The organism is Psychrobacter sp. SHUES1 (assembly GCF_001652315.1).
In the GTDB taxonomy this organism is placed as follows: Bacteria; Pseudomonadota; Gammaproteobacteria; order Pseudomonadales; family Moraxellaceae; genus Psychrobacter; species Psychrobacter faecalis.
In genome coordinates this window covers 33,467-46,685 of sequence record NZ_LXWA01000064.1, presented here as the reverse complement: position 1 = coordinate 46,685, position 13,219 = coordinate 33,467, and the positions used below count along the sequence as shown (strand labels likewise).

Annotated in this window: 12 protein-coding genes; 11 read left to right on the top strand and 1 reads right to left on the bottom strand. The window is 42.3% G+C overall.

Features of this window, described 5'->3' with window-relative positions:
* Nucleotides 1–13 precede the first annotated feature (13 nt).
* The 5 genes from ppk1 (at nucleotide 14) to A7325_RS08875 (ending at nucleotide 3,939) form a co-directional block, all read left to right on the top strand.
* The gene (gene ppk1, locus A7325_RS08890; protein ID WP_227514981.1) at nucleotides 14–2,260 is read left to right on the top strand and encodes a polyphosphate kinase 1; all 2,247 of its coding nucleotides are present in this window, start codon (nucleotides 14–16) and stop codon (nucleotides 2,258–2,260) included.
* Nucleotides 2,261–2,637: 377 nt separating this feature from the next.
* Nucleotides 2,638–2,808, top strand: coding sequence for a hypothetical protein (locus A7325_RS13855; protein WP_193032189.1), 171 nt, complete (start codon nucleotides 2,638–2,640; stop codon nucleotides 2,806–2,808).
* Nucleotides 2,809–2,851: 43 nt separating this feature from the next.
* Nucleotides 2,852–3,103, top strand: a complete 252-nt coding sequence (locus tag A7325_RS08885; RefSeq protein WP_068407143.1) for a hypothetical protein — start codon at nucleotides 2,852–2,854, stop codon at nucleotides 3,101–3,103.
* A gap of 93 nt (nucleotides 3,104–3,196) precedes the next feature.
* Nucleotides 3,197–3,586, top strand: a complete 390-nt coding sequence (locus A7325_RS08880) for a hypothetical protein (RefSeq protein WP_227514980.1) — start codon at nucleotides 3,197–3,199, stop codon at nucleotides 3,584–3,586.
* A 92-nt stretch (nucleotides 3,587–3,678) separates the two neighbouring features.
* The gene (locus A7325_RS08875) at nucleotides 3,679–3,939 is read left to right on the top strand and encodes a hypothetical protein (protein WP_156508523.1); all 261 of its coding nucleotides are present in this window, start codon (nucleotides 3,679–3,681) and stop codon (nucleotides 3,937–3,939) included.
* A 159-nt stretch (nucleotides 3,940–4,098) separates the two neighbouring features.
* Here the strand turns inward: A7325_RS08875 and A7325_RS08870 are convergent, their stop codons facing one another.
* Complete coding sequence (locus tag A7325_RS08870) at nucleotides 4,099–4,767, bottom strand: tRNA-(ms[2]io[6]A)-hydroxylase (RefSeq protein ID WP_068407283.1); 669 nt, start codon at nucleotides 4,765–4,767, stop codon at nucleotides 4,099–4,101.
* Nucleotides 4,768–5,390: 623 nt separating this feature from the next.
* Here A7325_RS08870 and A7325_RS08865 point away from each other — a divergent pair.
* From A7325_RS08865 to A7325_RS08840, 6 genes are all read left to right on the top strand, one after another.
* Nucleotides 5,391–7,595 (top strand): malate synthase G, encoded by a 2,205-nt coding sequence (locus A7325_RS08865; RefSeq protein ID WP_068407138.1) that lies wholly within the window; start codon nucleotides 5,391–5,393, stop codon nucleotides 7,593–7,595.
* 533 nt (nucleotides 7,596–8,128) lie between these two features.
* Nucleotides 8,129–9,211 carry a porin gene (locus A7325_RS08860; RefSeq protein ID WP_068407135.1) on the top strand — a complete coding sequence of 361 codons (1,083 nt, stop codon included), beginning with the start codon at nucleotides 8,129–8,131 and terminating at the stop codon, nucleotides 9,209–9,211.
* 229 nt (nucleotides 9,212–9,440) lie between these two features.
* Complete coding sequence (locus A7325_RS08855; RefSeq protein ID WP_068407132.1) at nucleotides 9,441–11,075, top strand: CTP synthase; 1,635 nt, start codon at nucleotides 9,441–9,443, stop codon at nucleotides 11,073–11,075.
* A gap of 246 nt (nucleotides 11,076–11,321) precedes the next feature.
* A complete protein-coding gene (kdsA, locus tag A7325_RS08850) occupies nucleotides 11,322–12,197 on the top strand; it encodes a 3-deoxy-8-phosphooctulonate synthase (RefSeq protein ID WP_068407128.1) in 876 nt (291 codons plus the stop codon).
* A gap of 45 nt (nucleotides 12,198–12,242) precedes the next feature.
* Nucleotides 12,243–12,497 (top strand): hypothetical protein, encoded by a 255-nt coding sequence (locus A7325_RS08845; protein ID WP_068407125.1) that lies wholly within the window; start codon nucleotides 12,243–12,245, stop codon nucleotides 12,495–12,497.
* Nucleotides 12,498–12,734: 237 nt separating this feature from the next.
* Nucleotides 12,735–12,959 carry a heavy-metal-associated domain-containing protein gene (locus tag A7325_RS08840; RefSeq protein WP_068407122.1) on the top strand — a complete coding sequence of 75 codons (225 nt, stop codon included), beginning with the start codon at nucleotides 12,735–12,737 and terminating at the stop codon, nucleotides 12,957–12,959.
* Nucleotides 12,960–13,219 lie beyond the last annotated feature (260 nt).

Below are 13,219 nucleotides of genomic sequence, written 5' to 3'. Positions count from 1 at the left end.
AAAGGTGGCATAGATGGTTAATAAGCAAAATAACGATCATGAAATTAACGATAGTATTAATGTTAGTACAAAAACGGATAGTGAACTCAGCACGAATCTGGTCAAAACAGAAGAAGAGCTAACAGCAAGTTCGAGCAAAGGGTTGAGTGAAATAGATTGGCAGCGTTTCGACGATGGCAGCTATTCGCCGAGCAGCTATATCAATCGCGATTTGTCATTGTTGCAGTTTCATCTGCGGGTGCTGGCGCAGGCCGCCAGTCCGCGCCATCCTTTGTTAGAGCGCTTGTTTTTCCTCATTATCTTTTCTTCCAACATGGATGAGTTTTTTGAGATTCGTGTCGCCGGTATCATGCAAAAACTCAATATGGGTGATGTCTCAACCAGCGCTCATGGTATGCGCCCAAGTGAGGTGCTCAGAGAAATCTCTGCTGTCACTCATAAAGCCATCAGCGAGCAATACCGCATTTTAAATGAAGATATATTGCCAGCCCTGGCTAAAGAAGATATTCGTTATCTCAAACGTGACGAGCTAACTCCTGAGCAATCGGCATGGATGAAGCAGTATTTTACCGAGCAAGTTTCACCAGTTTTGACACCGATTAGCATTGATCCAGCGCATCCGTTTCCGAGATTGGTGAATAAAAGCTTAAACTTTATCGCCACGTTAGAGGGCAAAGATGCCTTTGGTCGTGATATCAATCTCGCCATTGTACCAGCGCCGCGCAGCTTGCCGCGTGTCATTCGTTTACCTGATGAGCTAACGGGCGGTAAAGAACATCATGTGATGCTATCGGCGGTGATTCATGAGCATATCGGTGAGTTGTTCCCGGGGATGAATGTCACTGGTTGTCATCAATTTAGATTGACGCGCAATGCCGACTTGGATTTGGCAGAGGATGTCGATGATATTGCCAAGGCACTAGAGGGCGAGCTTGAAAACCGCCGCTTTGGCGACAAGGTGCGTTTAGAGGTCACTACCGATTGCCCAGCGCCGATTAGCGATTATTTGCTCAATGAGTTTGAGCTGCATGACAATCAACTTTACCGCGTCAATGGGCCTGTCAACTTAACGCGCTTGCTGTTTGATTTTAATATCCCAGCGCTACGCTATCAGCCTTTTACCCATGTCGTACCTAAGCCGTTCCGCCGTGAAGTCGATAAGCTCGATAAAGCGACCAGTATGTTTGCCGCGATGCGTAAGAGCGATGTCTTGGTTCATCATCCGTTTCATGCGTTCTCGCCGATTATCAATTTGCTGTGGCAAGCAGCAAGTGACCCAAAAGTGCTCGCCATTAAGCAGACCCTATATCGTTCAGGTACCAATTCAGAAATCGTTAAAGCCTTAGCGGCAGCGGCGCGTAATGGCAAAGAAGTCACGGCGGTTATTGAGTTACGCGCCCGTTTTGATGAAGCCTCAAATATCGCGGTGGCTAATTATCTGCAAGAAGCGGGCGCGGTGGTGGTTTACGGTATCGTCGGTTACAAGACCCACGCCAAATTGATGCTTATCATTCGCCGTGAAAACGATAAAATTCGTCGTTATGTGCATCTCGGTACGGGCAACTATCATGCTGCCAATGCCAAAGTTTATACCGATTATGGTTTATTTAGTGCCGACCCTGATATCTCAGAGGATGTGCACAAAATCTTCCAAGAGCTGACGGGCATGGGTAAACCTGCCAATCTAAAAAAACTCCTACATGCGCCATTTACCTTGCATGAAAAGCTCATGAGTTTTATCGATGATGAAATTGCTCAAGCCAAAGCAGGCAAACGCGCTCATATTATCATCAAGGTCAATGCGCTGACCGAGCGCCGACTGATTGATAAATTGTATGATGCGTCGCAGGCAGGCGTTAAGATTGAGCTAATTTTGCGCTCCATGTGCTGCCTACGCCCGCAAGTAAAGGATCTGTCCGAAAATATCACCGTCCGTTCTGTGATTGGGCGCTTTTTGGAGCATACGCGCATTTATTACTTTTATAATGCTGGCGATGAGCGCTTGTATTGCGGCAGCGCCGACTGGATGGACCGCAATTTATTCCACCGCGTTGAGGTGGCGTTCCCAATCGAAGACAAAAAGCTATTTAAGCAAATTTATCAAGATGGTTTAATCAACTATCTACAAGACAATACTCAGGCTTGGACGCTTGACGGTAATGGCGTTTGGCAGCAATTACAGCCAGCGGCAGATGAAACGCCGCATATCGCACAAGAGCATTTATTAAAAGTCATCAACGGCGTTGGCGAGACAACTTAGACTATTTCTCAACAACCTTTTTCGATCTAATAAGCATTGAAAAGCCCAAATAAAAACCAAGCATCCGTATTTATTGGATCTTGGTTTTTTTATTTAACAGCGCTTATAAAGTTGCGGAATAAATCACCAAAAAAGTAGCGCACTAATGAAAAGCAAGTTACAAACTGTCGGCTAACCTCACATTTATTCACACATTGATACCGCAGTACACTGGTGAGCAGTCAAAAATTATTCTTATAATTAAGTTATACCTTGTCGCTGATAGCTGATAGACGGCAGTCTATATATCAATAATTTATAAAGAGCGAACAAGGACAAGCTAATCATAGCTAGCACAATTTTATTATAAATAAATTATAAATAAGAGGAATTGCACCATGAGTAATACCAATAATGACACATCTGATGTAAAAAAAGCTGCAGAACAAGCAGATAGTCAACAAATCGAAAAAAACCTAGCAGATAACAAACAAGTCGATGAACCAGAAAATCTAAGCGAAGAGCAAAAAACGCCTTTTATCGAAGATGATTTGCGTACTGATAAATAATAAAACTAATCTGTTGCTCTACAACAAACGCGAGGGACACGCTATGAAAGACTTTACCCAACCTAATGATGAAGAACCAGTACCAATTGATGATCCAGCGGCATTAAAACCAAAAAATCCTAAAGACAGCTATAAAGGTCGAAAGTACGAGCCGGATATTGACGGTCCAGAACAAGCGTCACAGGAAACCGATGAAGTATATGTAGACCCACGTAAAGAAGAAGATTTGCCACCCGGTGGTAAAAACGTCGCTGATTTAAACGCTTATGACTTGTCTCAAAAAAATAATGAGTAATTGGTAGCAGTTATTCAACTGAAAGATAAATGAGCGAATGTAGCGATTTACTATCATGATAAAAATAATGATTTAAAAAACGATAAGGATATTATGATGCAAGCCAAAGATATGCCAACCAAAGATCCTGAATTAACCAAAACTCGTATCCAAGAGAATGATATTCAAAAAACTGTTATTCAAGAAAATGAGGCTCATTCATCTATTGCTCACGATGATATCGAAGACAATACCAGAGTTAATAAAGGTACTGATACCTTTAAAGAAGGCGTGATAGAAACAGAGCATGTAAACAAAAATGACAATCCTGCGCGTCAGCCAGATCGCCGCGATCAAGAAGGCAATGCTTTCGACGAAGGGGTAAATGAGCATACCACCATGCCTGAAGCGGCCAAAAGCACCGATATAAACGATTTAAATCGCTATGCCAATGTCGATAATGCGCAAACACGCGTACTAAATCCTGACGAAAAAGATTTCTAATAGTTAAGGTTGAAGGTGCTTAGCGAGGCTAAGAGTGCTAGCAAATATAGATAGCTATTTTTTATATGCTTATAATTATAAAGAGAAGGCCTATGACTATACAAAACGACAAGAACGTTAATGCTACGGACGTTAACGATAGGAACGTTGATATGCATCAGCAAAAGTTGAATCATCCAGAAAACAACTCTAATCTAAAAGATGCCGATGATAACAATGGTATCGTACCTGACGATGCCCTGCAAAAGGTCAATCCGGCAGAAGCAGAACGGTTGACGGATGACCATGATCCCCATCATGTGGTAAAAAATCACAAACAATATGATACTTCGATAACCGAAAGCGATAAATAATGGCTTTCAGAACAATAAAATAAGAAACGGATAATTTATAGTGTCGCTTTAAGTAAAATTTATAGTGTCGCTTTAAGTAGTAAGATTTAAAAAGGTTTAACCCTTAGCAAGAATTTATACGCTAACGGTTAAACCTTTTTTATTTCAGGTGAAAATTAATTAAGCAGGGTTACCACTATGAAAGCGTAGCTCGGCATCTGGACTTGATATCAGCTCTGCTTCAACTTCTCTAAAAAAGGCGACACGCTCGTCAATATTATCTTCAGCTAATGACTGCGCCAATGCCAAATAATCTTCAAAATGGCGACTTTCTGATTTAAGTAAGTAGCGATAGTACTTCGCCAATCGTTTATCATTAATGACTTCTGCCAATGCGGCAAAACGCTCGCAAGAACGTGCCTCGATAAATGCCCCAATAATTAAGACATCTACCATCGCCGCTGGCTCGTAAGTGCGTTTATGCTTGAGCATACCTTTGGCATAACGTCCAGCGCTCAGATATTTCCATGCTTGCCCGCGCTCATTCATGATGCCAAGCACTTGCTCATAATGCAGCATCTCCTCGCGTATCAATTGTGCCAATTTGCGCTGTAAGTCATAAGAAAACTCATAACGAAAGATTAAATTCATCGCCGTACCAGCCGCTTTTTTTTCGCAGTTGGCATGGTCTTGAATGATTAACGGCAAATCCGCAAGGGCAGCATCGACCCAAGCCTGCGTGGTACGTGCGCCTAAAAATTCATAAATAGGCGATAGGTCTACTTTTAGTGGCGTTCTTAATTGCGCGATATCGACACTGTCTTCTTGAGAGGTTTCTTCTTGAGATATGTCTTCGTCAGCGTCATTATTTTGGGTTAGCGTTGCAAGATCATGAGTATTAATAGTCATAGTTTTTCGGGCTTTTTAAAGAGTAGGTGTAAGGCAGTATTTATTAGGTATTAATAAAAAATTTTGAGAATAATGCCTATTATAACGGCAAATATTTTTAATGGCGTTTGGTATTTCTGGCATGATAGATAATCAGGCAAGCTTGGTACTTTCAAATGCTTAGGCTTAACAGATAACTATTAAGCATAACTTGATGTAGTAATGATTACTTACGGTTTATACATTATTTCAATTCTAGCGCTTAAGCAGACTATTTACCGCACCTAAGCCCATATAGGTTATAGGGTATCATTTATAGACAGCCTAAGTATTTACTTAGTGAATGGTCTTTCCTTGTTTATTTCATTATTTGATAGTAGGATGAGATTTTGCTTTTAGAATATTTTGTCTTACTATTATTATCAGTTAATAGCTAGCCAATCGGTATTATATCAACTATCCATGCCAGCGCAAAAAGTAACGCTTAGCGCCCTAGCATTGGCTTTGCACTGCACTAAGTAGTAGCAATATAGATAATAGCAATCCGGGATTAACACACTTCACGAACAGATAAGGATAACAATATGAGCCAGTCTTCTAACGCCAATCGTATTCAAAAGGGCATTCTTGCCATCGATAAGCAGATGTTCGATTTTATTGAAAACGAAGTGCTGCCGAAAGTCGGTGTTGATTCAGACAGCTATTGGTCAGGTTTTGAAAAGGTTATTAAAGAATTTACGCCGCGTAATAAAGAGCTGCTCACGACCCGCGCCAAAATTCAGAAGCAAATTGACCAGTGGCATCTCGACAATCCTGCCAAAAATGGCGATATTGATTACCCAGCTTATAAAGCGTTTTTACAAGAAATCGGCTACTTATTACCAGAAGGTGATGATTTCAAAGTCAGCACCCAAAACGTCGATGACGAGATTGCCCATATCGCAGGCCCGCAGTTGGTGGTACCAGTCCGTAACGCCCGCTATGCATTGAACGCAACTAACGCGCGTTGGGGTAGCTTGTACGACGCCTTGTACGGCACAGATGTCATCAGCGATGAAAACGGACAAGAAGCCAAAGGTGGCTATAACCCAACGCGTGGCGCCGCGGTCGTCGCCTATGCCAAAAAATTCTTAGATGAGAACTTTGCATTGGCATCAGGCTCATATACTGATGCTACTGGCTTTAAAGTTGTCGATGGCAAGCTTGAAGTTGTGCAAGGCGATAGCAGCACTGAATTAAAAGATGCCGCTCAGTTTGCAGGTTTTGTCGGCGAGGCTGAAAACCCAACTGGTATTTTGTTAAAAAACAACAACCTACACGCTGAAATCCAAATCGATGGCAGCCATCCAGTGGGTAAAGACGATCCAGCTAACATCAAAGACGTACTATTAGAGTCTGCTATCACGGCGATTCAAGATTGCGAAGACTCAATCGCGGCGGTAGATGCCGAAGAAAAAGTAGAAGTGTATCGTAACTGGTTTGGTTTGATGAATGGCGACTTGCAAGAAACCTTTGAAAAAGGCGGCAAAACTCGTACGCGTAAACAAAACCCAGACCGCGAATACACCACGCCAGATGGCGGCGCGCTTATCCTACCAGGTCGCTCACTACTTTTAATTCGTAACGTTGGTCACTTGATGCAAAACCCGGCTATCTTGGTCGATTTGGGTAACGGCCAAGAAGAGATTTTTGAAGGCTTAATGGATGGTCTGATTACTCCGCTATTGTCTTTAAATGATTTAAAAGGTAAAAACGAGCTATCAAACTCGCGCAAGGGTTCGATGTATATCGTTAAGCCAAAAATGCACAGCCCTGAAGAAGTCAAAATGGCGAACGATTTGTTTAACGCCGCCGAAGATTTGTTAGGCTTAGAGCGCAATACCATTAAAATCGGTGTGATGGATGAAGAGCGCCGCATGACGGTTAACCTCAAAGAAGCCATTCGCCAAGCAAAAGAGCGCGTTATCTTTATCAATACGGGCTTTTTAGACCGTACGGGTGATGAGATGCACACCAGTATGAACGCTGGACCCTTTGTCCGTAAAGGTGATATGAAATCGCAAGCATGGCAGCCAGCTTATGAGCAGTGGAACGTCGATATCGGCTTAGAAACTGGCCTACAAGGCCACGCTCAAATTGGTAAAGGCATGTGGGCGAAGCCTGATGAGATGAAAGAGATGATGGAAAGCAAAATCACCCATCCACAAGCAGGCGCTAGCACAGCTTGGGTACCATCACCAACGGGCGCTACTTTGCACAGCATGCATTACCATGAGGTCAATGTTGCCGACGTGCAAGACAGCTTAAAATCACGCAAGCGTGCTAGTTTAGATGATATCTTGACTATTCCATTAGCCAAAGACAGCAACTGGACAGAAGAAGAGAAGCAGCAAGAGCTTGATAATAACGCTCAAGGTATCCTAGGTTATGTTGTGCGCTGGGTAAACCAAGGCGTTGGCTGCTCTAAAGTACCAGATATCAATGATGTAGGTCTCATGGAAGACCGTGCAACCTTACGTATTTCAAGTCAACATATCGCTAACTGGTTGCATCACGGCGTGGTAAGCGAAGAGCAAGTCATGGATACCATGAAGCGTATGGCAAAAGTCGTCGATGAGCAAAATGCGGGCGATAATGGCTATCAGCCAATGGCCAATAACTTCGATAATTCTTACGCCTTTAAAGCTGCCTGCGATTTGGTCTTTAAAGGTCGTGAGCAGCCAAGTGGTTACACTGAGCCATTATTGCATCAAGCGCGTTTAGACTTAAAAGCCAATACGCATTGCTAGTTCGTCATTTTTAAACGTTATTTTGGGGCTACTTACCCATAGTTAAGTAGTCCTTTAATAGCTAGCATGTGCATGCTTATTTAAAGCGATGTATATTTCTACGTTGATTACTTATAAAAATTTACCCCTATTTGCCAATGGCGAGTAGGGGTGTTTTTTTTGTTTTTATCTGAACAATCGTTAAACCTTAGGTTAAGCATGGGTTTAAGAATTTTTCGTCATAAAAGTCTCAAAAAATATGTTGCAAATTATGTCAAAGTTGTTATGCTTGTAATCGAAGTATGAGTTTGGTAACGGATGTTACGCAACAGAGCGATAAAGACCAGCATTTACATGGCAGTTACGATTCTAATCCCAGTTATGTAAGTCATGGTTTTTTTCATCTTACGGTAATAGCACTTCGCCACACTTGTTTCTGACTAATCTCGGTAGCCAGTTACACATTATATCTTTGAGGATTTGTGACGATACCATATTGGGCACCGGCTAATAATAGCTCGCTCATTACTAAAATTGTAAAGTGGAGATACCCCATGAAAAAACTACTTTTAGCTACAGCAATCGCTGCCCTATCTGTATCTGCAGCCAATGCCGCACCAACTCTATACGGTAAAGCTTTTTTAGCTGCTGACTATGTTAATGCTGAGCTTGATGGCCCTGGTTATAACTATGATGAAGATACAGTAGAAATCAACTCTCATGCTTCACGTATCGGTATCAAAGGCTCTGAAGCCATGACTGCTAATACTGATGTTATCTACCAGTTAGAGTACGGCACAAGCGTCGATGGTGATATTGATGGTTTCACTAACCGTGACACCTATCTTGGTGTTATCAACAAACAGTTTGGTGAATTCCGTGTTGGTAAAAACCAATCTACGTTAGACAGAATTAACAACGTTATCACTGCTGACAGCGGTTACTGGGATAACCTAGGTACAAATGAATTAGAAAAGGGTGCTGTTGAAGCTTTAAATATGGCTGATAGTAGTCGTATCAAAAGCTCAATCATTTGGACTGCACCAAAATACGATGGTCTACCATTAGAAATCTCTGCAATGTACAACTCTGATGATCAGAATAACAACAATAATTCTGGCTTCGGCGTTGCAGCTATGTTTGATCAAGGTACAGGCTTTACTGCTGGTGTTGCTTATGATAAAGACAACAACATCGAGGGTGATATCATCCGCGGTACCGCAACTGTAGATCTAGGTAAATTTATGGCAGCTCCTGTTACTTTAGGTGCGCTATATCAAGTAGCTGATTTTGATTATAGTGATCGTGTTGACGATATGAAGAAAGAGAAAGGTTTAATCGTTAGTGCGTCAATGCCTTTAACTAACTTTGCTCGTCCAGCCTCTATCTATGCACAGTACAACAAAACTGACAACTTGAACGGTTGGGATAACGCTGATTCAGACCAAATCGTAGTTGGTGGTAAATACTTCTTTAAAGACAACATGATCATGCATGCTTATGCTGGTGTGAATAACGCTGATAATGTTAAAGCTTCATACTTAGGTAAAAATGATCTAGGTGAAAGTGTATATGTGCCGATCAATGGCGATGTGGAATTATTCGTAATTGGTACTGGTCTAGAATACAAATTCTAATCTAAACATTAGAATCTGATTATAGAAAACTCATCCTTCGGGGTGAGTTTTTTTGTTGTGACCTTTTTAAAGCTGCAGTGGGTTATAATAGCTACGTATTTACGATGACTACGCACTTAAAATGACTAAGCGTTAAAAACTGAGTGTTTTAAAGAGTTTGCGCTTTTGCCCTATATTTTGTGACGTATTTTTAGTAAAATCCTTCTTTACTAATTACCGACAGAGTACTATGACCAAGTTTATATTTGTGACCGGTGGGGTAGTGTCCTCACTAGGAAAAGGTATTACCGCAGCCTCTCTTGCCGCAGTGCTTGAAGCACGTGGCGTGAGCGTGACGATGACCAAAATGGATCCGTATATCAACGTCGATCCAGGCACGATGAGTCCATTTCAACATGGCGAAGTGTTCGTCACCGAAGACGGCGCCGAGACCGATTTGGATTTAGGCTACTATGAGCGCTTTTTACGCCATTCAAAGATGAGTAAGAGCAATAACTTTACCAGTGGCCGTATCTATCAAAACGTGTTGAATAAAGAGCGCCGCGGTGAATATTTGGGTGGTACGGTACAGGTGATTCCGCATATCACTGATGAAATCAAAAGTAAAATTCTTGCCAGTGGCGAAGGCTATGATATCGCCATTATCGAGATTGGCGGTACGGTCGGTGATATCGAGTCACTTCCTTTTATGGAAGCGGTACGCCAAATGCAAGTAGAGCTAGGTCGCAATCGCGCCATGCTGATGCATTTAACGCTGGTGCCTTATATCGCCAGTGCGGGCGAAACCAAAACTAAGCCTACTCAGCATTCAGTAAAAGAGCTGCGTTCGATTGGTTTGCAGCCTGATGTCTTAATTTGCCGCTCAGATCACCATATCTCACCAGACAATCGCCGCAAGATTGCGCTATTTACCAACGTCGAAGAGCGTGCGGTTATCATGTGTGAAGATGCACAAAGTATTTATCAGATTCCGCGCACCCTGCATGAGCAGGATCTTGATGACTTAATCTGTGAGCGCTTTGGTCTTGATTTACCAGAAGCGGATTTAAGCGATTGGGATAAAGTGGTTGAAGCACAGCTGAATCCTGAAGCGACGGTGACGGTAGCGATGGTTGGTAAGTATGTTGAATTACCGGATGCCTATAAGTCTATCAATGAAGCCTTGCTACACGCTGGCATCACCCATAAAGCCGACGTCAAAATCGACTATATCGATGCTGAGCTATTAGAAACGGATGATACTTTATTTGCCCGTCTAAACGATGCCGATGCTATTTTAGTACCGGGCGGCTTCGGTGAGCGCGGTACCAATGGTAAAATGAAAGCCATTACTTATGCGCGTGAAAACAACGTACCTTATCTTGGTATCTGCCTTGGTATGCAGCTGGCTGTGATTGAGTATGCGCGCAATGTGTTACATATCGATGCCAACTCTTCTGAGTTCCATCGTACGGCGGCTGAACCTATTATTGGTCTGATTACCGAATGGTTAGATGAGCGCGGCGAATTGCAGATTCGTAGCGATGATTCAGACCTTGGTGGCACCATGCGTTTAGGTGCGCAGCAAGCGGAACTGGTTGCTGGTAGTAAGCTTGCCCAAATTTACGGTTCAACCTATATCACTGAGCGTCATCGCCATCGTTATGAGATGAACAATCGTTATATTGAGCCATTAGAGCAAGCAGGTATGACGATATCGGGTTATTCTGCTAAGCAGCATTTGGTTGAGTCGGTTGAGATTCCTAACCATCCTTGGTTTGTCGCCGTACAGTTTCATCCTGAATTTACCAGCTCACCACGCGGTGGTCATCCACTGTTTAACAGCTTTGTTAAAGCAGCAAGAAACTATAGCGATAATAAATAAGCATTATCGTACGACAGCTTGGTAACTATAAAAAAGACTGATCTTCGGATTGGTCTTTTTTTTGGCTTGATTTCCGACTTTTCTAATGACATTTTTTATAGGTACAGCTTTTATATCAGGCAGTTAAAATTATCAATTACGCTTGGATACTTTTTTTCATTGAGCTATCGGTTACAATAGGAAAAGTCAGATGAATAAACGCTGTTGATAACGACAGTAAATAACAATAATGAGGGTCAGCACTTCATGGAACATTTATTAACCGCACAATCACATATCAAGCTCGATACGCCAAGTGGCAAGACGATTAATATCGGTAACGACCAGCCGTTTGTCTTATTCGGTGGTATGAATGTTTTAGAGTCCAAAGAATTGGCGTTTGAGATTGCCGAGCAGTATGTGGATATCTGTCAGCGTTTGGGCATTGGCTATGTCTTTAAAGCCAGCTTTGATAAAGCCAACCGTTCAAGCTTACATTCATATCGCGGGCCCGGTCTAGAGCAGGGTATCGATTGGCTAGGGCAAATTAAAGAAAAATTCCAAGTACCGATTATCACGGATGTGCATGAACCTTATCAAGCAGCGCCGGTCGCTGAAGTTGCCGACATTATCCAGCTACCAGCGTTTTTATCGCGTCAGACTGACTTGGTGCACGCGATGGCAAAAACCGATGCGATTATTAATATCAAAAAGGCGCAGTTCTTAGCACCGCACGAGATGCGTCATATCGTCAATAAATGCCTTGAAGGCGGTAACGATAAGCTGATTTTGTGTGAGCGCGGCAGTGCCTTTGGCTACAACAATTTGGTCGTCGATATGCTGGGTTTTGATACCATGAAGCAGATGAATATCCCCGTGTTTTTTGATGTGACGCACAGTTTGCAGCAGCCGGGCGCGCGTAGTGACAGTGCTGGCGGTCGCCGTGAGCAAATCACCACCCTTGCTCGTGCAGGTATGGCGACAGGTTTGGCAGGTTTGTTTTTAGAGGCGCATCCAAACCCAGAAGTGGCGAAATGCGATGGCCCGTGTGCGTTGCGAACCAGTCAATTAGAGCCGTTTTTGCGTCAGCTTAAGCAGATTGATGAGTTGGTCAAAGGCTTTGAGGTATTGGATACGCATTAATGCTATAAATGCTATAAATGCTATAAACGACGAGGGGATAAGATCATGGCGATTAAAGTTGCACAAGTAAGTATCGAGAATATCGATGATACCGAAGGGTTTGAGAGCGTGATGACAGCGCTAAAAAACATTACTGGTGTCACAGAAATTGAGCTACAGCCTGAAAACAGAATGGCATTTATCCATTATGATGATACCAAAACGACGGTGCATGCATTTGTTGCGGCAATCAGCATGGTTGATTACGTGACTCAGCCGTTTCCTATCGATGCCCCGCAAAACCCACGTTATCATGATTAGAGATTACAGCTTACTCTTGTTTTAGAAATAGGAAGTGTGGCTTGTCGTTTTGGTATAAATTCACGGCTTTATTAATACAGTTATAACCAAACTTACTTGTTGTTAACAGTAATACGGCTTATGCTAGTTGCATGCTGTATTGGTAATTAAGCGCATAAAGAGCATTATCAAAACAGTTTTTGCACATTATAAAAAATTCACTAATAAAAAATCCGTTATAAGAATAAGGAGCCTCTCATGGCAAACCAAACTAGAATTATTAATATCGATGGCATGACTTGTGGTGGTTGTGTGGCAAGCGTACATAAAGCAACTGACGGCATAGACGGCGTAGAGACAATCTCTGTTGATTTGGCTGATAATTTAGCGACCGTGACCTTTGATGACACTAAGACCACTATCGAGGAGATAGCTACTGCTATCGACGATGCAGGTTTCGATGCTACCGTTGCAAACTCTTAAGATTATTTGTATTTGTAAAAGAACCGGCTCTGATGGCTGGTTTTTTTAATGGCTAAAAAATAATGAGGCAGCAATAACTAACGTCTTTTTATTTATACGCCAATAGCTGTTGATGAGTTGCAACCATAGAAAAAGTTGAATTACCGCCAATCATAACCATTTAATATTTATCATCAGTAGGTTTAGAAAAGGGCGCTTCAAATACGCTTTCGTCTAACACCTTTATCAAGCTATTGAGCTTTTTTTTCGCGCAAACAAAT